The 21233-nt window shown below is 68.2% G+C and carries 24 protein-coding genes; 22 read left to right on the top strand and 2 right to left on the bottom strand.

Annotation, left to right across the window (positions count from 1 at the left end):
• Positions 1-13: 13 nt before the first annotated feature.
• The 6 genes from ruvC to tgt all read left to right on the top strand — a co-directional run bounded on the left by ruvC (position 14) and on the right by tgt (position 6341).
• Positions 14-499, top strand: a complete 486-nt coding sequence (gene ruvC / locus FJY73_05940; GenBank protein MBM3320203.1) for a crossover junction endodeoxyribonuclease RuvC — start codon at positions 14-16, stop codon at positions 497-499.
• Positions 496-1083, top strand: a complete 588-nt coding sequence (gene ruvA / locus FJY73_05935) for a Holliday junction branch migration protein RuvA (protein ID MBM3320202.1) — start codon at positions 496-498, stop codon at positions 1081-1083. The genes ruvC and ruvA overlap by 4 nt, the downstream gene beginning before the upstream one ends.
• Positions 1076-2125, top strand: coding sequence for a Holliday junction branch migration DNA helicase RuvB (gene ruvB / locus FJY73_05930; GenBank protein ID MBM3320201.1), 1050 nt, complete (start codon positions 1076-1078; stop codon positions 2123-2125). Before ruvA ends, ruvB begins: the two co-directional genes overlap by 8 nt.
• A 5-nt stretch (positions 2126-2130) precedes the next feature.
• Complete coding sequence (gene queA / locus FJY73_05925; GenBank protein MBM3320200.1) at positions 2131-3159, top strand: tRNA preQ1(34) S-adenosylmethionine ribosyltransferase-isomerase QueA; 1029 nt, start codon at positions 2131-2133, stop codon at positions 3157-3159.
• A gap of 141 nt (positions 3160-3300) precedes the next feature.
• Positions 3301-5094: a T9SS type A sorting domain-containing protein gene (locus FJY73_05920; GenBank protein ID MBM3320199.1), complete on the top strand. Its 1794-nt coding sequence runs from the start codon at positions 3301-3303 to the stop codon at positions 5092-5094.
• 80 nt (positions 5095-5174) lie between these two features.
• Positions 5175-6341 carry a tRNA guanosine(34) transglycosylase Tgt gene (tgt, locus tag FJY73_05915; protein ID MBM3320198.1) on the top strand — a complete coding sequence of 389 codons (1167 nt, stop codon included), beginning with the start codon at positions 5175-5177 and terminating at the stop codon, positions 6339-6341.
• Positions 6342-6352: 11 nt separating this feature from the next.
• On the opposite strand, the gene FJY73_05910 is transcribed toward tgt, so the two are convergent.
• The gene (locus FJY73_05910; GenBank protein MBM3320197.1) at positions 6353-6910 is read right to left on the bottom strand and encodes an FKBP-type peptidyl-prolyl cis-trans isomerase; all 558 of its coding nucleotides are present in this window, start codon (positions 6908-6910) and stop codon (positions 6353-6355) included.
• 247 nt (positions 6911-7157) lie between these two features.
• Here FJY73_05910 and yajC point away from each other — a divergent pair, with 247 nt between their 5' ends.
• The 11 genes from yajC (at position 7158) to trmD (ending at position 15888) form a co-directional block, all read left to right on the top strand.
• A complete protein-coding gene (yajC, locus tag FJY73_05905; GenBank protein ID MBM3320196.1) occupies positions 7158-7499 on the top strand; it encodes a preprotein translocase subunit YajC in 342 nt (113 codons plus the stop codon).
• Positions 7496-8434, top strand: a complete 939-nt coding sequence (locus FJY73_05900) for a methionyl-tRNA formyltransferase (protein MBM3320195.1) — start codon at positions 7496-7498, stop codon at positions 8432-8434. Before yajC ends, FJY73_05900 begins: the two co-directional genes overlap by 4 nt.
• Positions 8431-9804 (top strand): 16S rRNA (cytosine(967)-C(5))-methyltransferase RsmB, encoded by a 1374-nt coding sequence (gene rsmB / locus FJY73_05895; protein ID MBM3320194.1) that lies wholly within the window; start codon positions 8431-8433, stop codon positions 9802-9804. Before FJY73_05900 ends, rsmB begins: the two co-directional genes overlap by 4 nt.
• On the top strand, positions 9780-10505 hold the full coding sequence (locus FJY73_05890; GenBank protein MBM3320193.1) for a PASTA domain-containing protein: 726 nt from the start codon (positions 9780-9782) through the stop codon (positions 10503-10505). The genes rsmB and FJY73_05890 overlap by 25 nt, the downstream gene beginning before the upstream one ends.
• A complete protein-coding gene (rpe, locus tag FJY73_05885) occupies positions 10502-11164 on the top strand; it encodes a ribulose-phosphate 3-epimerase (GenBank protein MBM3320192.1) in 663 nt (220 codons plus the stop codon). Before FJY73_05890 ends, rpe begins: the two co-directional genes overlap by 4 nt.
• On the top strand, positions 11161-12426 hold the full coding sequence (locus FJY73_05880) for a hypothetical protein (protein MBM3320191.1): 1266 nt from the start codon (positions 11161-11163) through the stop codon (positions 12424-12426). The genes rpe and FJY73_05880 overlap by 4 nt, the downstream gene beginning before the upstream one ends.
• Before the next feature lie 117 nt (positions 12427-12543).
• Positions 12544-13860 carry a signal recognition particle protein gene (gene ffh / locus FJY73_05875; GenBank protein ID MBM3320190.1) on the top strand — a complete coding sequence of 439 codons (1317 nt, stop codon included), beginning with the start codon at positions 12544-12546 and terminating at the stop codon, positions 13858-13860.
• A 68-nt stretch (positions 13861-13928) separates the two neighbouring features.
• Positions 13929-14420 (top strand): 30S ribosomal protein S16, encoded by a 492-nt coding sequence (gene rpsP, locus FJY73_05870; protein ID MBM3320189.1) that lies wholly within the window; start codon positions 13929-13931, stop codon positions 14418-14420.
• Positions 14417-14647 carry a KH domain-containing protein gene (locus FJY73_05865; GenBank protein ID MBM3320188.1) on the top strand — a complete coding sequence of 77 codons (231 nt, stop codon included), beginning with the start codon at positions 14417-14419 and terminating at the stop codon, positions 14645-14647. Before rpsP ends, FJY73_05865 begins: the two co-directional genes overlap by 4 nt.
• Before the next feature lie 19 nt (positions 14648-14666).
• The gene (gene rimM / locus FJY73_05860) at positions 14667-15194 is read left to right on the top strand and encodes a 16S rRNA processing protein RimM (GenBank protein MBM3320187.1); all 528 of its coding nucleotides are present in this window, start codon (positions 14667-14669) and stop codon (positions 15192-15194) included.
• A 13-nt stretch (positions 15195-15207) separates the two neighbouring features.
• Positions 15208-15888, top strand: coding sequence for a tRNA (guanosine(37)-N1)-methyltransferase TrmD (gene trmD, locus FJY73_05855; GenBank protein MBM3320186.1), 681 nt, complete (start codon positions 15208-15210; stop codon positions 15886-15888).
• A gap of 100 nt (positions 15889-15988) precedes the next feature.
• Here the strand turns inward: trmD and FJY73_05850 are convergent, their stop codons facing one another.
• Positions 15989-17557 carry a T9SS type A sorting domain-containing protein gene (locus FJY73_05850; protein ID MBM3320185.1) on the bottom strand — a complete coding sequence of 523 codons (1569 nt, stop codon included), beginning with the start codon at positions 17555-17557 and terminating at the stop codon, positions 15989-15991.
• Positions 17558-17886: 329 nt separating this feature from the next.
• On the opposite strand from FJY73_05850, the gene rplS reads away from it, so the two are divergent.
• From rplS to FJY73_05825, 5 genes are all read left to right on the top strand, one after another.
• Positions 17887-18231 (top strand): 50S ribosomal protein L19, encoded by a 345-nt coding sequence (gene rplS, locus FJY73_05845; GenBank protein MBM3320184.1) that lies wholly within the window; start codon positions 17887-17889, stop codon positions 18229-18231.
• 74 nt (positions 18232-18305) lie between these two features.
• Positions 18306-18965 (top strand): ribonuclease HII, encoded by a 660-nt coding sequence (locus FJY73_05840; protein MBM3320183.1) that lies wholly within the window; start codon positions 18306-18308, stop codon positions 18963-18965.
• The gene (locus FJY73_05835) at positions 18962-19357 is read left to right on the top strand and encodes a YraN family protein (GenBank protein MBM3320182.1); all 396 of its coding nucleotides are present in this window, start codon (positions 18962-18964) and stop codon (positions 19355-19357) included. The genes FJY73_05840 and FJY73_05835 overlap by 4 nt, the downstream gene beginning before the upstream one ends.
• Before the next feature lie 12 nt (positions 19358-19369).
• Complete coding sequence (locus FJY73_05830; protein MBM3320181.1) at positions 19370-20386, top strand: hypothetical protein; 1017 nt, start codon at positions 19370-19372, stop codon at positions 20384-20386.
• 332 nt (positions 20387-20718) lie between these two features.
• On the top strand, positions 20719-21233 hold a 515-nt coding region (locus FJY73_05825), incomplete at its 3' end, for a DUF4062 domain-containing protein (protein MBM3320180.1).

Raw genomic sequence — 21233 nt, 5'->3', positions numbered from 1 at the left:
TCGGGAGAAGCTCATGATCGTCCTCGGGATCGATCCGGGAGGCAGGGGCACCGGTTTCGCGCTTCTCCGTCTCGACGGAAGCCGCATCGAGCATCTTCGCTCCGGAACGATCCGGACGGAGAGGGAAGCCCGCCTCGCGGAGAAGCTCCTCCGGATCCACGCGGGCGTCGCCGGGATCCTCGCCGAGGGGACTGTCGACGAGGTCGCCGTCGAGGACGTCTACCAGGGGGTGAACCCCCGCACCGCCTCGCGCATCGGACACGTCCGTGGGGTCGTGATGCTCGCGGCGGCGGAGGCGGGCCTCCCGGTCTTCGAGTATCCTCCGAACGAGGTGAAGTCGGCCGTCGTCGGAAACGGCCTCGCATCGAAGGAACAGGTTCGCTTGATGGTTCAACAGATTCTCTCGCTCCGCGAGGGCGTTCGGTCGGCGGACGAATCGGACGCGCTCGCGGTCGCCGTCTGCCATTGCCATCGCGCGCACTCGAGGGCGGCACGGTGATCGCCTACGTCGAGGGCGTCTTGGCGGAGAAGGGGGCGATGCGGGCGGTCGTCGACGTCGGAGGCGTCGGCTTCGCGCTGACCGTCTCGCTCTCGACCCTCGAGGATCTCCCGCGCGAGGGGACCAGGGTGCGGCTCTTCGCGCACACGTATCTCCGGGAGGAGACGATCCAGCTCTTCGGCTTCTCGACGAAGGCCGAGCTCGATCTCTTCCGCCTTCTTCTCGTCGTTCCGGGCGTCGGACCGAAGATCGCCCTCTCCGTTCTCTCCGCGATGCGTCCGGATCCGTTTCGGCGCGCCGTGGTCGACGGGAACACGGCGGAGCTCTCGCGGATTCCGGGGATCGGGAAGAAGAGCGCGGAGAGGCTCGTGGTGGAGCTCCGGAGCCGCTTCACCGAGCGCGGCGTCGAGGGAGCCGCGCTCGCGGCGGCGGGGGGCGTGGCGATGGAGGCGCGCCTTGCCCTCGAGGCGCTCGGCTACAAACCGGACCGCGCCTCGCAGGCGATCGCGCACGCGCTTTCGCTCCGCGCGGGGAAGGAGCCGTCGGTGGAAGAGCTCGTTCGGGAGGCGCTCGCGCATGTCTGAGGAGAAGCGTCCGCAGGGGACGGAGCTCGTCGCGGGGAGCCCGCTTCCGGGCGAAGACCGCCTCGAAGAGACTCTCCGCCCCACGCGGCTCGAGGACTTCATCGGACAAGACAAGGTGAAAGCGAACCTCCGCGTCTTCATTGAGGCGACAAGGAAGCGGGGCGAGGCGCTCGACCATGTCCTTCTCTCCGGGCCCCCCGGTCTCGGAAAGACGACGCTCGCGCGGATCCTCTCCGAGGAGCTCGGCGTGGAGATCCGGGCCTCCTCGGGGCCCGTTCTCGATCGGCCGGGGGATCTCGCCGGGCTCCTCACGAGCCTTCCCGAACGGTCGATCCTCTTCCTCGACGAGATCCATCGGATGACCAGCAACGTGGAGGAGTACCTCTATCCGGCGATGGAGGACTTCGAGATCGACATCCTCATCGACAAAGGACCGCACGCGCGTTCTGTCCGTTTACATCTCAACCGGTTCACTCTCGTCGGAGCGACGACCCGCTCCGGGCTCCTCACGCGCCCCCTGAGAAGCCGTTTCGGCGTCGAGTGCCATCTCGATTTCTATCAGCCGGGGGATCTCGAGCGGATCGCGCACCGATCGAGCCGAATCCTCGGGATCGAGCTCGATCGGGAAGGAGCGGGGGAGATCGCCCGCCGCTCGCGGGGGACGCCGCGCGTCGTGAACCGCCTTCTCCGCCGGGTGCGCGACTTCGCAGAGGTCGAGGGGAAGGGCGTGATCGACGGGCCGCTCGCCCGGCACGCGCTCGAGCGGCTCGACGTGGACGAAAGGGGCCTGAACGGGATGGACCTCCGCATCCTCGATGCGGTCGTGCGGCGTTTCGACGGAGGTCCGGTCGGCCTCGACACGCTCGCGATCTCGGTGGGAGAGGAGTCGGACACGATCGAGGAGGTCCACGAGCCGTTTCTCGTGCGCGAGGGGCTTCTCATGCGGACGCCGCGGGGAAGGGTCGCGACGCTCGAGGCGTTCCGCCATCTCGGTGCCTTGCCTCCGGGCGCCCGCCGGCCGGGCCAGGACCGGCTCCTCTGACCGCGGTGAACCTCTCCGACTTCGACTTCGACCTTCCTGCGGATCGGATCGCGCAGTTCCCGCTTCCCGATCGCGCGGCCTCCCGCATGATGGTGATCGATCGGTCGAAGAACACGATCCGGCATTCCGTCGCCCGGCGTCTTCCCGAAGAACTTTCTAAGGACGATCTTCTCGTTCTGAATGATTCGCGCGTCTTTCCCGCGCGTCTCCGAGGGGAAGCCGTGGGCGGCCGTCCGCTCGAGGCGCTCTTCGTGCGTCCGCTCGGAAAAGGGGAGTGGGTCCTTCTCCTCAAGCCCGCCCGCCGGGTGCGGCGGGGTAGCCTCGTTCGCTTCGAATCGGCCGGCCTCGAAGGGGAGACGGTCCGTCCCGCCGGGGAAGGGGAGTGGATCGTGCGGTTCCCGGAAGGCGAAGCGATCGAGAGCGCGCTCGAACGGGCGGGAGAGGTTCCGCTTCCCCCGTACATCCGCCGTAAACCGGTCGAAGAGGACAGGACGCGCTACCAGACGGTCTTCGCGCGCGAGAAGGGATCGATCGCCGCTCCGACCGCGGGGCTCCACTTCACCGAGGCGCTTCTTCGCGACCTCGGGGCGCGGGGGGTCGCCGCCGCGCGCCTCACGCTGCACGTCGGGCCCGGAACCTTCCGTCCGATTCGCGCCGACCGGATCGAGAGCCATCGGTTCGAGGCGGAGTTCTACCGAGTCCCCGAGGAGACGGCCGCCGCAATTCGGCGGGCGCGAGAGAAGGGAGGGCGCGTCGTCGCGGTTGGGACGACGGTCGTCCGCACGCTCGAGGGGGCCGCCGCGGAGGGACGAACAGTCCGCGCCGGGTCGGGATGGACCGATCTCTTCATTCGCCCTCCCTATGAGCCGAAGGTCGTCGACGCGCTCCTCACGAACTTCCACCTTCCGCGATCGACGCTCTTCGTTCTCGTCGCCGCTTTCGCCGGGCTCGAGCGGATGAAGTCCGCGTACCGCGCCGCGGTGGAAGCCGGCTACCGGTTCTACAGCTACGGGGATTGCACGCTGATCGTCTGAGGCGTGCCTCGCCCGGATCGCGCGGAGGCCGCACGGCGCGGCGCGCCCCGAACCGATTGACGCGCCTTTCGTTTTCCATTAGAATAACCACAGATCGCAAAGGACCGGTTCTCCCGATTCCCGCTCCCTTGGAGGAAGAAGATGCGTTTCGTTCTGGTTTCGATCCTTTGTCTCTTCGGGGTTCTTCATGCGACCTTGGGATTCGCCGCCGCGCCCGGCGAGGATTTCTCCGCGATCGTCCGCGATGCGGTCCGGGAGGGACGGCTCACAGAGGAAGAGGCCGTTCTTCAGACCTTCCGCTACGCGTTCTCTCCGGAGACCGTCCGCGCGGATCTTCTTCCCGAGCGCGCGATCCCTCTCAAGTGCCTCACCCCCGCGATTCTGGAGTTCGATCGCATGCGGGCGACGATGAGCCCGGCCGCGGCGGAGGAGATCGACCGGTATCTTTCCGGATCGCTGCTCGTCGGAAAGACGACCGCAATGACCTACGACAGCCCTGCGGGGCTCTTCCGCCTCACCTACGAGACGAGCGGGCAGCATGCCCCTCCGCAAGCGGACATCAACCCAGCGAACGGGGTCCCCGACTACGTCGAGTGGGTCGCGACCTATTGCGACTCCTCGTGGCACCGCGAGATCGACGGTCTCGGGTTCAACCCTCCCGCGCTCTCCCCGGGCGAGCTCTACCCGATCTCCTTCCAGAACATGGGGGCCTACGGCTACACGATGGACATGGGCCACGGACGGAGCCGCATCGTGATCGAGAACGACTTCGTCGGGTTTCCCTCGAACCAGGATCCGGAGGGGACGCAGAAGGGCGCGGCGAAGGTGACGTGCGCGCACGAGTTCAAGCACGCGAGCCAAATGAACACGACCGGCGCGATGGCGATGGGCGGTTGGGTCGAGCTCGACGCGACCTGGATGGAGGATGTCGTTTACGACGAAACCAACGACTACTATAACTATCTTGGTTCGGGGTCGGGCATCTCGCATCCCGATCAGTCGCTCGACTACGGAGGCTCGGGAAGTTACGAGGACTGCATCTGGCAGCATCATCTCTGCGAGACGTGGGGGCTCGGAATGGGCCTTGCCCTTATGCAGCGCCGCGAGGCGTACCCGGGCGAGACGACGACCGCTTCTTACGCGGCCATCATCACCGATCAGGGGTCGGACTTCGCGAGCGCCTTCACCACCTACGCGACGTGGAACTACAAGAGCTCAATCTTCGCGGATTCCACGAGCGACGGCTACGAGGAAGCGGCCTCGTACCCGATGCCCGGCATCCTGAAGGTCGTCGAGGCGTATCCGGATTCCCACACCGGCTCGGTGGCGCGGATGGCCGCGAATTTCTTCCAGTGCAAAGGAATGGCGACGATCGATCGCCTGCGCATCCGCTTCGAGGGGACTCCGGGGACGAAGCAGCGGGTGGTCGCCCTTCTCCGCCTGAAGGGGACTCTCGGCGGCGGGTTCATCCGCGAGGACGTTCCACTCGACTCGCTGAACCTGGCGGACTACATCGTCTCGAGACCCGGGTCGGACCTCAGGCAGATCGCGGTGATCGTCGTGAACGGAGCCAGAACCGGCTCGGCGGCCGCCTACTCGATCACGTTCGAGAACGGGGACATCCAGATCTCCGTCGCGGGACCGGTCCCCACGACCTTCCCGTTCGATCTTCGGCCGAACGAGCCGAATCCCTTCAATCCTCAAACGACGATCGCCTTTTCGCTCCCGAGCGCCGCGCGCGCGTCGCTTCTCGTGTACAATTCCGCCGGGCGCGCGATCCGGACCTTGTGGGACGGCGAGAAGGCGGCGGGGACTCACGCCGTCCTGTGGGACGGGCGCGACGACCTGGGACGCGAGGTCGCCTCGGGCGTCTATCTCTACCGCCTGGCGGCGGAGAAGAGGACCGAGACGAGGAAGATGCTTCTCGTCCGGTGAGGATCTCGTCTCGCATGGAACCGCGCGCCCCTTCCGGCGAACCGGCCGGAAGGGGCGTTTCCTGATCGACCGGAGGCCGCATGAGCGAGGCGATCTTCACGATCGAGGCGCGCGACGGGGAGGGGGCCGCGCGGGCGGGGACGCTCCTCACGGCCCACGGAGCCGTGCCGACCCCCGCTTTCATGCCGGTCGGGACCAGGGGCGCCGTGCGGACGCTCGATCCGCTCGAGGTGGAACAAGCGGGCGCGTCGATCCTCCTCGCGAACACGTATCATCTCTACCTCCGCCCCGGCCACGCCCTCATCCGCGAGCGAGGAGGCCTCCACCGATTCATGAGATGGCCCCGGCCGATCTTGACCGACAGCGGGGGCTTCCAGGTCTTCTCCCTGGCGGCGCTCCGCAAGGTGAGGGACGAGGGGGTCCGATTCCAATCGCACATCGACGGTTCCTTTCACGATCTGACTCCGGAGCTCGCCGTGCGGATCCAAGCGGCGCTCGGGACCGACATCGCGATGAGCCTCGACGTCTGCCCGCCCTATCCGTTCGAGAGAAGAGAGATCGAGACGGCGGTCCGCCGAACGACCCTCTGGGCGTCGAGGGGGAAGCGCGCGCTCGAGGAGACCGGGCCTGAGGAGACTCCGGAGGGGAAGCGGCCGCTCCTTTTCGGCATCGTGCAAGGGGGAGCGGACGAGGGGCTTCGCAGGCGGAGCGCCGAGGAGATCGCGGGGATCGGCTTCCCCGGCTATGCCGCCGGCGGTCTCTCGGTCGGCGAGCCGAAGGAGGCGTTCCTCGCGGCGGTCGCCTTCACCGCGCCTCTCCTCCCCGAGGAGAAGCCGCGCTATCTCATGGGGGTCGGGTTCCCCGAGGACATCCTCGCCGCGATCGCTTCAGGGTTCGATCTTTTCGATTGCGTCCTTCCGACGCGGATGGCGCGGAACGGAACGATGCTGACGAGCCGCGGGCGGCTCGTCGTCAAGAACGCGGCCTACGCGAGTGACGACCGTCCGCCCGATCCGGCGTGCGATTGCCCGGCGTGCCGGCGCTTCAGCCGCGCCTACATCCGGCATCTCTTCTCGGTCGGCGAGATCTTGGCCCTTCGCCTCGCGACGCTCCACAACCTCCGGTTCTATTTCCGGTTGATGGAAGGCGCGCGAGAGGCGATTCGCGCGGACGCCTTCCCCTCCTGGTCGGCCGCCTTCCTCGAAACCTACCGCTCGGAGGAGGGGCTCGAGGACCCGCGCCGCTAGTCCGGGCGCTTCTACTTCACGATGTCGATGAGCTCCACGTCGAAGACGAGATCCGCGTTCGGCGGGATCACGCCGCCGCCGGCGCCGCGCGCTCCGTAGCCAAGATCGGCCGGGATGAAGAGAACGCGCTTTTCGCCGACGCGCATGTTCGTGAAGGCGAGGTCCCATCCTGGAATCACGCGGCCGACCCCGATCTCCGTCTCGAAGGGGGCGCCCCGGTCGACGCTCGAGTCGAACTTCTTCCCGTCGAGCAGATAGCCGGTGTAGTGCGCGCGGATCCGCTCGCCCGTCTTCGGCGTCTCGCCCGTCCCGGGACGGCGCACGACGTACTCGAGCCCGCTCGGGTCGCGAACGAGATCGGCGAGATCGATGCCGAGCATTGAGGCGATCGCTCCTCTCTCTCCGGCGGGCATCGCCGGCGTTTCGGCGGTCTCCGGCCGTGGGGGCGTCCTCTGCTCGGCGGCGGGTGGCGGGGTTCTCTCCTCGGTTCGGCTCTTCTCCCCCTCGCACGAGAGGAGAAGAAGCGGGAGGAGAAGAACGGGAACGGCGGATCGGATGGTTCGTCTCATTTCGGTCGGGTCCTCTCTCCCTTTCGGGAACGGATGTTCGACGTCGGATGCTCCCTCGCATGATCGCATGAAGCGGGCGGAGAGGCGAATCCGAAAACGCGTCCCGCCCGCTCGCCCGGTTTCTTGTTGCTCCGGGCCCGCGAATCCGCGAAGATGGCCTCGCCGCGCACGGGGACGGAACCGCTCCGGAACCCCGGCGGGATCCCTTCCCCGCGGGCGGCTCGATTCCCCGATCCAGGAGGTCACGATGGACATACGGCCGCTTCTCGCGCTCGGCGCCTCCGGAGGCTCCTCTTCGTCGGGGGCCCCGGGATGGTCGATGCTGATCCTGTTCGGAGGTCTCTTCGTTATCTGGTGGTTTCTCTTTCTCGGACCTCAGATCAAGAGACAGAAAGAGAAGCAGAAGATGCTCGCCGCCCTCAAGAAGGGGGACCGCGTGCTCACGAGGGGCGGGCTCCTCGGGACGATCATCGGCGTCAAGGAGAAGGAGCAGATCGTCGTGGTCCGGCTTTCCGAGAACGTGAAGGTCGAGGTGGTCCGAAGCGCGGTCGAGGGGGTCCTCCAGCCGGAAGAGGTCGTTAAGGAGTGAAGGTTCTCTTCGCGGGAACCCCCGTCTTTGCCCTCCCGAGCCTCGATCGAATCGCGGGCTCCTCCCGCCACACGCTCGTCGGCGTGCTCACCCGGCCCGATCGCCCGCGGGCGAGGGGGAGGCGCCTCCTCCCGTCGCCCGTGAAGGAGAGGGGTCTCGCCCTCGGGCTCCCCATCCTGCAGCCGGCCCGGCCGTCCGCCCCGGAGACGCTCGAGGGGATCGCGCGCCTCGGTCCGGACGTCGTCGCGGTCGTCGCCTTCGGGCGCATCCTAAAGCCCGCGTTCCTCCGCCTCCCCCGCTTCGGGTGCGTGAACCTCCACGCCTCGCTCCTTCCGTTGTATCGCGGGGCCGCCCCGATCGAGCGCGCGCTCCTCGACGGGAGAACGGAGACCGGCGTCACGACGATGCAGATCGCAGAGGGCCTCGACACGGGGGATATCCTCCTCTCGCTGCCGCTCCCGATCGGCCCGGAGGAGACGGCGGGGGAGCTTGCCGCGCGCCTCGCCGAGGCCGGCGCCGATCTCCTCCTCGAGACGCTCGACCGAATCGAGCGGGGAGAGTGCCCGAGGCGGCCGCAAGAGCACGAGAAGGCGACCTATGCCTCTCCCGTGCGGAAGGAGGACGCGCGAATCGACTGGAGCCGCGACGCCGGATCGATCCAGAACCTCGTCCGCGCGATGAACCCGAAGCCGATCGCCGAGACCGAGAGCGCGCACGGCATGCTCCGCGTCTACCGCGTCCTTCGCGCCCCGGGCGCCGGTCCGCCGGGGACGGTTCTCGCCGCCGATCCGAAGAGCGGTCTCGTCGTCGCGGCGGGGGAAGGAGCGGTCCGCCTCGCCGAGGTGCAGCTCCCCGGAAGAAAGAGGATGGAGGACCGCGCGCTCCTCTCGGGCGTCCGCTTCGCCGCCGGGCGTTCGCTCGCGGAAGGGGCTTGACCGTGGCCCGCTCGCGCGCCCGAGGCGCCGCCCTCGCCGCTCTCGTCGCTGTCGAGGAAGGGGCGCATCTCGATCGCGCTCTCCGGAAGAGCGATTTCCTCGCGGGGAAGGACGCGCGCGAACGGTCGCTCGCCCGGCGGATCGCGCGCGGCACCCTCCAGATGCGCGGGAGGATCGACTGGATCCTCGAACGGGTGCTCGAGCGGGGAAATCCCGAAGATCTTGATATTCGAACAAGAAACCTTCTACGGATCGGTCTTTACCAGATTCTGTATCTCTCGAGCGTTCCGAGCCGCGCCGCCGTGCACGAGACGGTGCGGGCCGCGCGCGAAGCCGGGGGGGAGCCGGCGTCGAGGCTCGTGAACGCGGTCCTCCGGGGGGTGCTCCGCGAGGGGGTCCCCGAGGGGGCGCCCTCCCTCGAGGAGGACCCGGCCGGGCATCTTTCCGTGGCGCTGTCGTGCCCGCGGTGGCTCGCGGCGCGCTGGGTCTCCCGCCTCGGCGTCCCGGCGACGGCAAGCCGTCTCGAGGCGGCCAACCGAACGCCCCCTCTCTCCCTTCGCGTGGTGCGGGACGGGGATCTCGACCGCGTGGCGCGGGAGATCGAGAAGGAGGGGCGGAAGACGCGCCGGAGCCGGATCTCCCCGTCTGTTCTGCTCCTTCCCGACGGGGGGGATCCGACCGTTCTTCGCTCGTTTCGCGAGGGGCGGGTTCTCGTGCAGGACGAGGGAGCGGCGCTCGTCGGTTCGCTCGCCGGACCCCTTCCTCGCGGCGCGCGGGTTCTCGACTGCTGCGCCGCCCCCGGAGGGAAGGGGCTCCCGATCGCCGCCTCGGCGCCGGGAGGGCTTCTCGTCGCGGTCGACTGCTCGCTCTGGCGGATGGGAAGGCTCCGGGAGAACCTGGCGCGGCTCCGTCTCGACAACGTCCGTACGGCGGTCGCCGACGCGCTCAACCTCCCGCTCCGCGAGGGGACGCGCTTCGATGCCGTTCTCGTCGATGTGCCGTGTACCGGGCTCGGGACGCTCGCGCGGCGCGCCGACCTCCGGTGGCGGGTCCGCGAGGAGGACATCGCGCGCCTCGCCGCGCTCGCGCTCCGGCTCCTTCGGGCCGTCGCGGATGCCGTTGAGCCGGGAGGTCTCCTCCTTTATAGTACCTGCACGACCGAGCCGGAGGAGAACGAGGAGACGGTCGCCCGCTTCCTCCGCGAGGACGGCCGCTTCCGCATGGAGCCCCCCGAGGTCCAGGTCCCGGACGGAGCGCTCGCGCCCGACGGGACGGTCCGCGTTCTTCCCGAGATCCACGGCTGCGAGGGGGCCTTCGCCGCCCGGCTCAGGAGGGTTCGCGACGGATGCGCGCGCTCCGTTTCGCACTGATCGGCCTTCTCCTCGCCGCGGCCGCCTTCGCGGGGGGCATGATCGTGATGGACCTCGCGATGAGCTTCGTCGTCCGGAAGGGCGGCTCGACGGTCGTTCCGGACGTGATCGGCCTCCTCCAGCCGGAAGCGGCGCGGGCCCTCGCCGAGGCGGACCTCGATCTCGTCATCGAGAAAGAAGTGTTCGATGCGGAAGCCGATTCCGGGGTGATCGTCCACCAGATCCCGAGCCCGGGCGGCCGCGTGAAGCAGGGGAGGAAGATCTCGGTCACGATCTCGCGGGGTCCGAGGTGGGCGACGGTTCCGGAGGTCGCGGGGGAGCGGGTGCGGCAGGCGCGCATCCTTCTCTCTCGCGCCGGGCTCCGGGTCGAGGGGGACGGCTACGTTCCCCACGAAGCGATCGAAAGGGACCTCGTGATCGCGACCTCGCCGATCGCGGGGACTCCCGCCGCCTCCGGCGAACCGGTCCGCGTGCTGGTGAGCCTCGGCCCCCCGCCGACCGGCTTCCTGATGCCCGACCTGAACGGAAAGGCGATCGAGGCGGTGAACCGCCACTTCCGCCTCTTTCAGCTTCCTCTCGCGCGCGTCACCTACCGCGCCGATCCCGAATCGCCGCCGGGAGTGGTCCTGGAGCAAACGCCGCTCCCCGGGGAGCGGGTCGACCGCGAGACCGCGATCGAGCTCACGGTGTCCTCGCCATGAGCACCCCGCAGGTTCTCCCCTCGCTTCTCGCCGCCGACTTCTCCCGTCTCGAGGCGGAGATCCGGAGCGTGGAGGAAGCGGGGGCGCGCATCCTCCATCTCGACGTGATGGACGGCCGCTTCGTCCCGAACCTCACCTTCGGCCCGCTCATCGTGCGGGCGATCGCGAAGCTCACTACCTGCGTTCTCGACACGCACCTCATGGTCGTCGAGCCCGCGCATCTCGTCCCCGCTTTCCGAGAGGCCGGCTCGCACTGGATCTCGTTTCATGTCGAGGCGTCCGCGGATGTTCCGGGGACCCTCGAGACGATCCGAAGGAGCGGCGCTCTCCCCGGCCTCGCGCTGAATCCCGAAACCCCGTTCGATGCGGTATGCCCTTATCTTGAAGGTCTCAACCATCTCCTTCTCATGAGCGTCTCCCCCGGTTTCGGAGGCCAGGGCTTTCGCGAGGAGGTCCTCGCGAAGATCGAGGAGGCCGCGCGCTTCCGCGACGCGAACGGTCTCTCGTACCTGATCTCGGTGGACGGCGGGATCGGCTCGCGGACGGCGCCGCGCGTCCTCCGAGCGGGCGCGGATCTTCTCGTGGCCGGGTCGGTGATCTTTCGGGCCCCCGACCGCGCGCGGGAGATCCGCGCGATGCTCGAAGGCGGCGCGGGATGAGGCCCCGCCGCGCCCTCGCTGCGGTTTCCGCCCTCCTCGGGCTCGCCTCTTTCGCGCTCTCCGTCTCTGCGGGCGAAGGGGACGCGAACCCCCCGAATGATCTCGATGTCGCGCTCTCGCGCTTCGTGGAGGACCGGTCCGATCGCGAGTCCCTTCGTCAAAGCGCGGAGAAAAGGATCGGGCGCGGCGCGGCGGAGATCTCCCTTCTCGCCGGCGCGGATTCCGCCAAGGTCGCGGAGACCCTCCGGCGCGAGATCCTCGCGAACCTCAAGGAGAAGATCGATCTCAAGGGGGAAGGTCTCGGCGTCCTTCCCTTGAGCCCTCAAGAGATCCTCACGACCGTCGTCGGGTACGAGGTCTTCAAGATGCGGTCGTATCTCTCCTCGGGGGTCTTCCCGAAACGCTACTTCGGATTCGTCGACCGGAAGTGGGACACGGCGGAGCGGGAAAGCGTCTTCCTCGCGCTCGTGCGGGACGTCGCCCGGACGATCAACGCGCACCAGATGGAGAAGAACCGCTCGGTGCGCCTCTCGGACCTCGAGATCGTCGCGACCTACATCGCGGAGGGGGGCGCGCTTCTCTTCCTCGAGGAGAAGCACCTTCTCGAGGAGGGATCGGAGCGGATCGACCTCGGGTATCATCTTGGGTGCGACAACATGGGAGCTGCGATCGAGCGCCACGGAGATCTCGCCCGGCGGCTCGACCGGAGCTTCGGGACCGCGCTCGAGCGAAGCGCGCGAAAGGAGCGGCGCGGAGAAACCGGCGACCGGGCGGTGGGGATCGCGCGGCGCGTCGGTTTCCGCGAGTCGGTCGTCGCCTCGGGGCTCATGTACCTATACGAAAAAGAGATCGCCGCCGAGAAGCTCGCGCGCAAGAAGAAGAGCGGCGACCTCGACGGATGGCCATCGGCCGATCTCATGGCTCTTCCTCTCGCCGAGCAGTTCATCGCAACCTCTCTCGTCTTCAACACGGGGATCCTCTTCTCTCGCGAATGGGTCGAGTCGATCCGGGACTTCCGCGCGATCCGCCGTCTCTCCGAGCTCTCAGAAGCGAACGCGACGAAGAAGGGGCGGGAGTGGCGGCCGATTCTTCCCGTCGATTCTTCCCCCGAGGAGGCCTTCCGAAGGCTCGCCGCGCGCGGGTACCGCGAGCAGCCGACCTCTTGGCAAGGGTCCTACCACGTTCTCCAGCGCTACGGGGCCTTCCGAGCCCTTCTCGACCTGACCGACCGCTTCGACGCGAAGGGGAATTGGAAGGGGTAGCTCACTGTACCTGGGCCACTTACCGTGTCCCTGGCAGTGTTTTCCGTTGTTCCGGCGCGGGAAGCGTGCTAGATTCAAACCCTTGCGCCGGGAATCCCCCGGGGCGGGGGGTTCGGTTTGTTCCAGGATCTGACCGCCAAGCTGGAGACCGCGTTTCGAAAGCTCCGGGGGAAGGGGAAGCTTTCGGACAAGGACGTCGAGGCGGCGCTCCGCGAGATCCGGCTTGCCCTTCTCGAGGCGGACGTTCACTATAGAGTGGTCAAGGACTTCCTCGCCGCCGTGCGCGAGCGAGCGGTCGGGGCGGATGTGCTCGGAAGCCTTCGCCCGGGCCAGCAGGTGGTGAAGGTCGTTCACGACGAGATGGTGCGCCTCCTCGGGGGGAGCGCCGCGTCGATCCCTCTCGCCTCGCAGCCGCCGACGGTCCTTCTTCTTGTGGGACTCCAGGGCTCGGGGAAGACGACCGCCGCCGCGAAGCTCGCCGTGCGCTTCCGGCGGAAGGGGAAGAAGCCGCTTCTCGTCGCCGCCGACGTCCACCGCCCGGCCGCCGCGGAGCAGCTCGAGCAGCTCGGGCGCGCCGCCGGGTGCGAGGTCTATCGAGGCGCGGCCGGCGCGAAGGCGGAGGCGATCGCGGCCGAGGGGGTGCGCCTCGCGCGCGGGAAGCTCCTCGATGTCGTGATCGTCGACACGGCAGGCCGCCTCCACGTCGACGAGGAGATGATGGACGAGGTCGCCCGCGTGCGCGCGGCCGCCTCGCCCCACGAGATCCTTCTCGTCGTGGACGGCATGACCGGCCAGGACGCGGTGCGGGCGGCGTCGGCGTTCGAGGAGGCGCTCGGGCTCGACGGGTTCATCCTGACGAAGATGGACGGCGACGCTCGAGGAGGGGCGGCCCTCTCGATCCGGAGGGTGACCGGGAAGCCGGTCAAGCTGATCGGGACCGGCGAGGGGATCGACGCGCTCGAGGACTTCCATCCGGAGAGGATGGCGCAGCGCATTCTCGGGATGGGGGATGTCCTCACGCTCGTCGAGAAGGCCGAGGCGGCCGTCGACGAGGAGAAGGCGCGCGATCTGGCCAGGAAGCTCCGCGAGCGCTCCTTCACGCTCGAGGACTTCGCCGAGCAGCTTCGGAGCGTGCGGAAGATGGGGCCTCTCGACCAGATCCTCGGGATGCTCCCCGGCGCCTCGCGCCTTCCGAAGGGGCTCGACGTGGACGAGAAGGCGCTCTCCCGGGTCGAGGCGATCCTCTCCTCGATGACACCGGCGGAACGCCGCGAGCCGGTCGTCCTGAACGGGAGCCGCCGCCGCCGGATCGCCCGCGGAAGCGGAACGAGCGTGCAGGAGGTGAACCAGCTCCTCCGGCAGTACGACATGCTGCGGAAGATGATGCGGCGCGCCGGGAAGGGCCGCCGCTCCGGAATCCCCTGGGGGATGTGACGGAGGGCCGCCTGGCCCGAAGAAAGGAGAGTCGGACCGCGCGATCGGTTCGAAAAGGAGTCGAAGAAGTGGCAGTCAAGATTCGTCTCGCGAGACACGGAAGGAAGAAAGGGCCGTTCTACCGGATCGTCGTCGCCGACATGCGGATGGCGCGCGACGGACGATACATCGATCTTCTCGGTACGTACAATCCGCTCGTGAACCCGGCGGAGGTGCAAGTGAACCAGGAGAGGACATTCCGCTGGCTCGGCGAGGGCGTCCAGCTCAGCGAAACCGTCGAGAGGATCTTCGAGAAGACCGGCGTGCTCACCCGGTTCCAAACCCACCGGAGCGGGGAAGCGCTTCGCGATGAAGAAAAGAAGAGGTCCGTGCGGATCTTCGAGCACCCGCTCGACAAGCATGGATCGAAGGGGAAGGGGAAGAGGCGGCGCGGCGCGGCCGCGGCGGTCGCCGAGGTGAAGGCCCCCGAGGCGAGCGCTCCGCATGCGGATGAGAAGCCGGTCGAGGAAGCTCCCGCCCCGCCCGAGGCGAGCGCGGCTCCCGAGGAAACCAAGGAATGAAGGATCTGATCGAGTACATCGCGCGCCTCCTCGTCGAAAGCCCGGACCAAGTCCGCGTCGAGGAGACGCGAAGGGACGACACGACGGTCTTCCAGCTCCGCGTCGCAAAGGAGGACCTCGGCAAGGTGATCGGAAAGAACGGCCGCACCGCCCGCTCGATCCGCTCTCTCCTCGGCGTGCTCTCGGCGAAGGAGGGGCGGAAGGCGATCCTCGAGATCGTCGAGTAGCCGGGACGGCGGGTCCTCCATGCCCAAGGCGGCGCGCATTCATCTCGGGACGATCGGACGGGTCCACGGGCTCGGGGGCGAGGTCCGCCTCAAGGTCTCGCGCCTGCTCGATCCGGCCCTCCCCGCTCTCCGGCGTGTCTTTCTCGCCGACGAGGAGGAGGAAATCCGCGCGTTTCTCGTCGAGTCGGTCCGCCCGCACGGCGATGTGTTTCTCTTGAAGCTTGAAGGGATCGACGACCGGACCGAGGCCGAGGGGCTCCGCGGGGCGGAGGCGTGGGCTGACCGCAGGGATCTCGAGGCGGCCGGCGCGAAGGGGCCTTTCCGCGAGGAGCTCGTCGGTCTCGCCGTCTGGACGAGGGAAGGACGCGCGATCGGCACGATCGAGGAGGTCCTCGAGTATCCGGCGGGGGATCTCTACCGCGTGCGGGGCGCGGAGGAAGAGCATCTCATCCCCGCGGCGCCCGGCATCGTCGTCTTGATCGATCTCGAAAGCGGCCGGATGATCGTCGATCCTCCTGCCGGTCTTTTGGAGATCAATCGTCCATAGACAAAGGAAATCGATGCGCTTCTACGTCGTCACGATCTTCCCCGGCCTCTTCCCGGGGCCGCTCGCCGAGGGGGTGACCGGAAAGGCGCTCGCGGCGGGGAAGGCGGAGATCGTCCCGGTGAACCTCCGCGACTTCGCCGAGGACCGACATCAGACGACCGACGACACCCCCTACGGCGGGGGCCCGGGAATGGTGATGAAGCCCGAGCCTCTCTTCCGAGCGGTCGAGTGGGTGCGCGAGACGGAAGGAAGCCGCGTGCCGGTCATTCTCCTCACGCCGAAGGGGGAGCCGCTCCGGCAGGAGCGCGTGCGGGAGATCGCCTCCGGGGAGGCGTGGATCCTCGTCTCTGGGCGCTACCGCGGCGTGGACGAGCGTTTCCGCGAGGCGCTCGTCGACATTGAGCTCTCGATCGGCGATTTCGTGTTGTCCGGGGGCGAGATCCCTGCGCTCGCGCTCATGGACGCCGCGATTCGCCTCGTCCCGGGCGTTCTCGGGAACGAGGATTCCGCCGACGCCGACTCCTTCGCGAACGGGCTTCTCGGCGCGCCCGACTACACCAAGCCTCCTGAATATCGAGGCATGAAGGTTCCGGACGTTCTTCTCTCCGGCGACCACGCGAAGATCGCCGCGTGGCGAAGAGACCGCGCTCTCGAGATCACCCGCCGCAGAAGGCCGGATCTCCTGGAGAAGTAAGGCAGAGTTACGGCGCCGCAGTTTCGGCGCCGGAGAGCCCCACGAACGAACGGCCGCCCTCCTCGCGGAAGACGGCCGTTCGGAGTGGCGCGGTCTCCGCCTACCGCACGCGCACGAGCCGGAACGAGCGGCTCTCGTCCGCGGTCCGGAGTCGGACGAAGTAGGTGCCCGCCGACGCGGTCCGCCCCCGATCGTCCCGCCCGTTCCAGGAGACGACATGCTCGCCTGCCGAAAACGCGCCGTCCGCGAGAACCGAGACGAGCCTTCCGCGGACATCGTACACGCGAAGGCTCACGGTTTCCCGTTCCGTGAGACCGAAGCGGATCGTCGTCCCGCTCGCGAAGGGGTTCGGCGCCGCCTGGAGGACTGCCGGAGACACGAGGTCGGACGCTTCCGTCACCGAGGTCGGATCGGTGAGGTCGAGAAGAACCGCCGCGTTGTTCCCGTTCGTGAAGGTCACCTCGAAGAGGAGCCACCGGCCGCTCGACGAGAGGTCGAACGCGTCCTGCCCGCTCGCGATCTCGTCGATGAGATCGTCCCCGACCATCGTCACCCCTTCCTGAACGATCAGCACGCTGTCCAGGAAGAGCCCGGTGTCGATGTTCGTGTTCGGATCGTCCCAATCGCCGAACCAGACGACCTTTCCGTTGTCGCCGATTTGCACGGGGCCGCTCCCGGTTCCGAACGACGTGAGCAGGTACGGCGCGATGCCCGGCATCGTTCCGCCCTCGCGGGCGAGGATCGTGTTGTTCTTCACGATCGCCTCATCGTCCGCGGTGCTCCCGTCGAGGTTCGCCTTGAAGACGTATCCACCCTGATTGTTCAGGTCGAGCCCGCGCGAGGAGAGGGTCTCGTAGTTCCGTCCCGGAAGCGGGGACGGGCTTCCTTCTTGCGCGAGGAGCGTGAGGTTCCGATAGATCACGCCGTCGGTCGTCGTCGCTCCCGTGAGGTCTGCGAAGAAGAGCACGTCTCCGCTATCGTTGAACGCGCTCTCGTGGGGGCCGGTTCCGAAGTCGGTGATCCCCTCGCTTTGGCCCGGAAGCGTGTCACCCTCCATCGCGAGGAGCGTCTCGGAGAGAAGGTCCCCGACCGAATCGACCATCGCGATCACGAGCGCGCGGTCCACGCTCGTCGCGATCGCAGGGTCGTCGACGCTCGCCACGATGAGAATCTCGCGCGCGTCGTTGATGTGCGTCTCGAAGAACCCGATGTACGGGGTTCCCGGAGTGAACCCGGGCGCGGTCGAGATGTCGCTCTCCTGGATGACGAGCGTCGTGTCGTAATAGATCCCGGAGTCGTCGAGGCTTCCGCTCGTCCCCGAGAGGAAGAAGTTCCAGCCGCTGTGCCCGTGGTTGTTCAGGCGGACCGAGTCGAACGTGTCGAGCCTCGATCCCGGGGGCCGCGGAAGGGGCTGATCCTCGCGAAGGTAGAGCGCGCCGTTTTGGATGATCACCGCGTCCGCGTTGGTGTTCGAGTGGTCCGTGTCCGCCTCGACGAGCCAGGCGCCGTGATCGTTCACCGCGAGGTTGTCGATGGTGGTCACCGCGCCGACCCCGGGGATCACGTCCCCTTTCTGAAGAACGGTCTCGAAGACAAAGACAATCTGGGCCTCTCCGGCGCTCGCCCCCGCCAAGAGAAGGAGCGCCGCCGCGATCGCCCTGCGTTTCATGAGCACCTCCTTGGGTCGCCGACCCGCGAAACGGAAGACAACGCCTTCCACGGCGGAGCCGTTTCTGGCCGCGCGCTCCGCGGGGCGTTCCGATTATTGTGGTTCAGGATAACACACGCGACCGCTCGGCGGGGAGCCCCTTCCCGCCGCGCCTTGTTCGCTCGGGTGACGGACACCCTGGAGAAAGGTGTCCATCGCCCTGGCGACGTAAGGAAAGGGGCCGGAAACAGGTTCTGTCCCTCGTTTTCCGGGGTTGACAGGGCGGGGATCTATGGTACATTCAAGCGTCTGTCGGGGTCCCGGGGCCCCTTCGAAGGATGGTGACGCCAATGGATACGATCCGCAGGCTCGAGTCCGACAAGCTCCGCACGGACATCCCCGAGTTCTCCTCGGGGGACACGGTCGCCGTGTCCGTCCTCGTGCGCGAGGGGGACAAAGAGCGCATCCAGGTCTTTCAGGGAGTGGTGGTCCAGAGGAAGGGTTCCGGCCACTCCGAGACGTTCACGGTCCGCAAGGTAAGCGGCGGGATCGGCGTGGAGCGTGTGTTCCCGATCCAGTCCCCTTCGGTGGCCTCCCTGGAGGTTCTCCGCAAGGGGAAGGTGCGGCGCGCGCGCCTCTACTTCCTGCGCGAAAGGACCGGACGTTCCGCCCGCCTCAAGGAGGACCGGGGGTAGTGGCCCCCGAGGGCGCCTTTTCCTCCGAAATCGCAGGCCGTCTCCTCGAAGCGACGCGCGCGGAGACGGCCTTCCTGTCTCCCGCCCGGCGCCCGCGCCGCGAGCGAACGGCCCCCGACCTCGAGAACGCCCTCGGCTGGCGCGAAGGGAAGAGGATCGTCGGGGTGGACGAGGCGGGCCGCGGACCCCTCGCCGGCCCGGTCGCGGCCGCCGCCGTTTGTCTGCATCCGGACCGCGTCCCCTCCGGTCTCGACGACTCGAAGCGCCTCTCTCCCGAGGGGCGGGCGGCTCTCTTCGCCTCGATCCTCCACTCCGCGGACGGGATCGGCGTCGGCCTCGCCTCCGAGGAGGAGATCGATCGCCGGAACATCCGCGAGGCGTCCCGCGAGGCGATGATCCGCGCGGTGCGCGCCTTGGGCTTCCCGCCCGACTATGTCCTCGTGGACGGGGTCCGTCTCGAGCCCTTCCCCTTCCGCCAGATCGCCGTGACCGGCGGCGATCGCCTCGTCCCCTCGATCGCCGCCGCGTCGATCGTGGCGAAGGTCGTCCGGGACCGCCTGATGGAGTGCTTCCACCGGATCTTCCCGGTCTACGGGTTCGACCGCCACAAAGGGTACCCGACCGAGGAGCACGCGCGGGCGATCGCCGCCCACGGGCCGTCGTTGGTTCATCGTCGAACCTTTCATGTTCCGTTCCTCGCGGAGACGCGGGGGGCGGAGGGGGCGGCCCGATGAACGGCCGCCGCCGGATGGGCGCGCGCGGGGAGGAGATCGCCGCGCGGCACCTCGAGGGGCGCGGCTTTCGGATCCGCGCGCGGAATTACCAGACCCGCCGCGGGGAGATCGATCTCGTCGCGGAGCGCGGCCGGTGGATCGTGTTCGTCGAGGTCCGTCTCCGGAGGAGCGAGGCGTTCGGCTCTCCGGCGGAGACGGTCGGCCCGAGGAAGCGCCGCCGGCTCGCTTCCGCCGCCGCCGCATTCCTTGTCGAGCACGGCCTCGCCGAACGGCCGTGCCGCTTCGACATCATCGCTCTCTCCGATCCTGCCGGCGGTCCGGAGGAGATCCTTCACATCGAAAACGCATTCGATCGGGACGGGCGGCCGACCGGCTGCTGGTCCGGCGACTAGAGGAGGGGCGGCGTGCGGCTCCCCGCGGTTTTCGTGCTTCTCCTCGTCGGCGCGTTCCCCGCCCTCGCGTCCGGCGTCTGGAACTATCGCCACGAGGTTTTCTTCCCCGAAGAGGAGAGAGATCGCCTTCGGCTCTACGGGTTCGCGGGGGCGAGCGGGGTCCTCGAACGGAAGCCGGAGGGAGAGGGGAGCGGGTGGAGAACGCGCTTCACCGAGCGCGCCGCCTCGGGGATCTGGGCCGCGGGCACCCTCTTCGATCGGCTCGCGTACTTCGCCGAAGGGCTCGCTTTCTACGATCCGGCGAAGCTCGCCCTCGGGCAGGCGCGCGCGGACCTTCGCGTTCATCCGCGGGCGCTCTCCCTCCGCGCGGGACGTTTTCTCTTTCCGTTCGGGATCGAGGCGCGCGGGGCGCCGCATCGCGTGAACCGGTTCGTCCTCCGCCCGCCCCTTCGGAGCGGCCCGAACGAGGGGATCGCTCTCTTCGGCGATCTCGTGGGCGGGGCGCTCAACGTCGCCGCGGGGATCCTCGAGGGCTTCCCCGCGGCGCTCGCGGACACGCTTCTCGGCCCGCTCGGGGGGACGAGCGGCGAGGCGGTCGGAGGGCGCGTCGGGCTCTCCCCAACGCCCGGCGTCGAGATCGGGGGATCGTACGCCGAGGAGGACGGCGCCGCGCGTGCGCGGATCCTCGGCCTCGACTTCTCCGTGAGCGGCGGACCTCTCTTCCTCGCGGCGGAGTGGGGGAGGCTTCGGAGGGATGGGGAAGAAGAGGCGGCGATCGACCTGGCGTACGGGAGGCTCGCGTATCGCATCGTCGAGTACTCCGAGCGTTTCGACGCGATCGAGATCCTGGGTGGGGCGGACCTCATCGATCCATCGGAGAACCCGTCGGGGGAGAGAAGGGTCGACATTCTCGGCGGGATCCTCGTCTCGCCCCGTTCCTGGATCGTCCTCAAGGCGGAGTACCGCTCCGCCGACCGAGAAGGGGATCGCGAGGGAAGCTTCTTCGCCGAAGCGCTTCTCGTTCGGTGAGGAGTTCGGACGGCGCCATTCGAGTGGTCGACATGCGGTGCATGGAGAGATCGAACTCGTTGCCGCTTCCTGCGCGCGGGATCGCTTGCGGCTTCAAGCCTTTAACCTCCGCCGCGGCATGCGCGAAGAGGCGGCGTTCGATTCGCAGACGATCCGCGTCTTCCAAGAGAAGACCGCCCGGCGCCAGCGCCTGGTGCCGCCCGCGAGCTCGAGTGTCCGCGGGGAACCGCTCAGCGCCGCAACAGCCGGCCATCCGAGCGTGGCCACGAGAACATCCAACGCTTGACGGCGATTGGGCCGGTTGACTAAGCTAGGCAATGGGTGCCGATTCCATGCGGATCTTCACGCGGATCTTCCTCTCCGCCGTCTCAGGCCAGTTCAAGGATTGTCGCGACGCGCTCGCGAGCGATCTTCGCGCCGTTGGCGCCGACGTCAAGGTACAGGAAGATTTCCAACAGCACGGCCGCACGCTGCTCGAGAAGCTCGAAGCCTACATCGCCGAGTGCGATCGCGTTATCGTCCTCATCGGTGATGCCTATGGTGCCGAACCCGAACCCGGCGTACCGAAGGCCGGGGCGCCGCGTCGCTCCTACACCCAGTGGGAGTATTGGTTTGCCCTGGGCGAGCGCCTCCACGGAAGGCGCGGGCCGCGCAAGGACGTCTTTGTCTATTTCGCGTCTACCGATTTCCTCGCCCGGCATCCGGTTGACCAGACGGAGGAGGCCGCAACGCTCCAGCAGGACTTCGTCCGCTCCATCCGTCAGAGCGGTGAGGATCGCAGTTCCTTCGGGTCGCGTCACGAGCTGCGCGCCCTGGTGCTTCGCGATGGGTTCCGGCTGCCGAAGCC

It is taken from the genome of Candidatus Eisenbacteria bacterium (assembly GCA_016867715.1).
Taxonomy (GTDB): Bacteria; Orphanbacterota; Orphanbacteria; order Orphanbacterales; family Orphanbacteraceae; genus VGIW01.
Note: the sequence above shows the minus strand (reverse complement) of the source record. Positions and strands in the feature narration are given on the sequence as shown.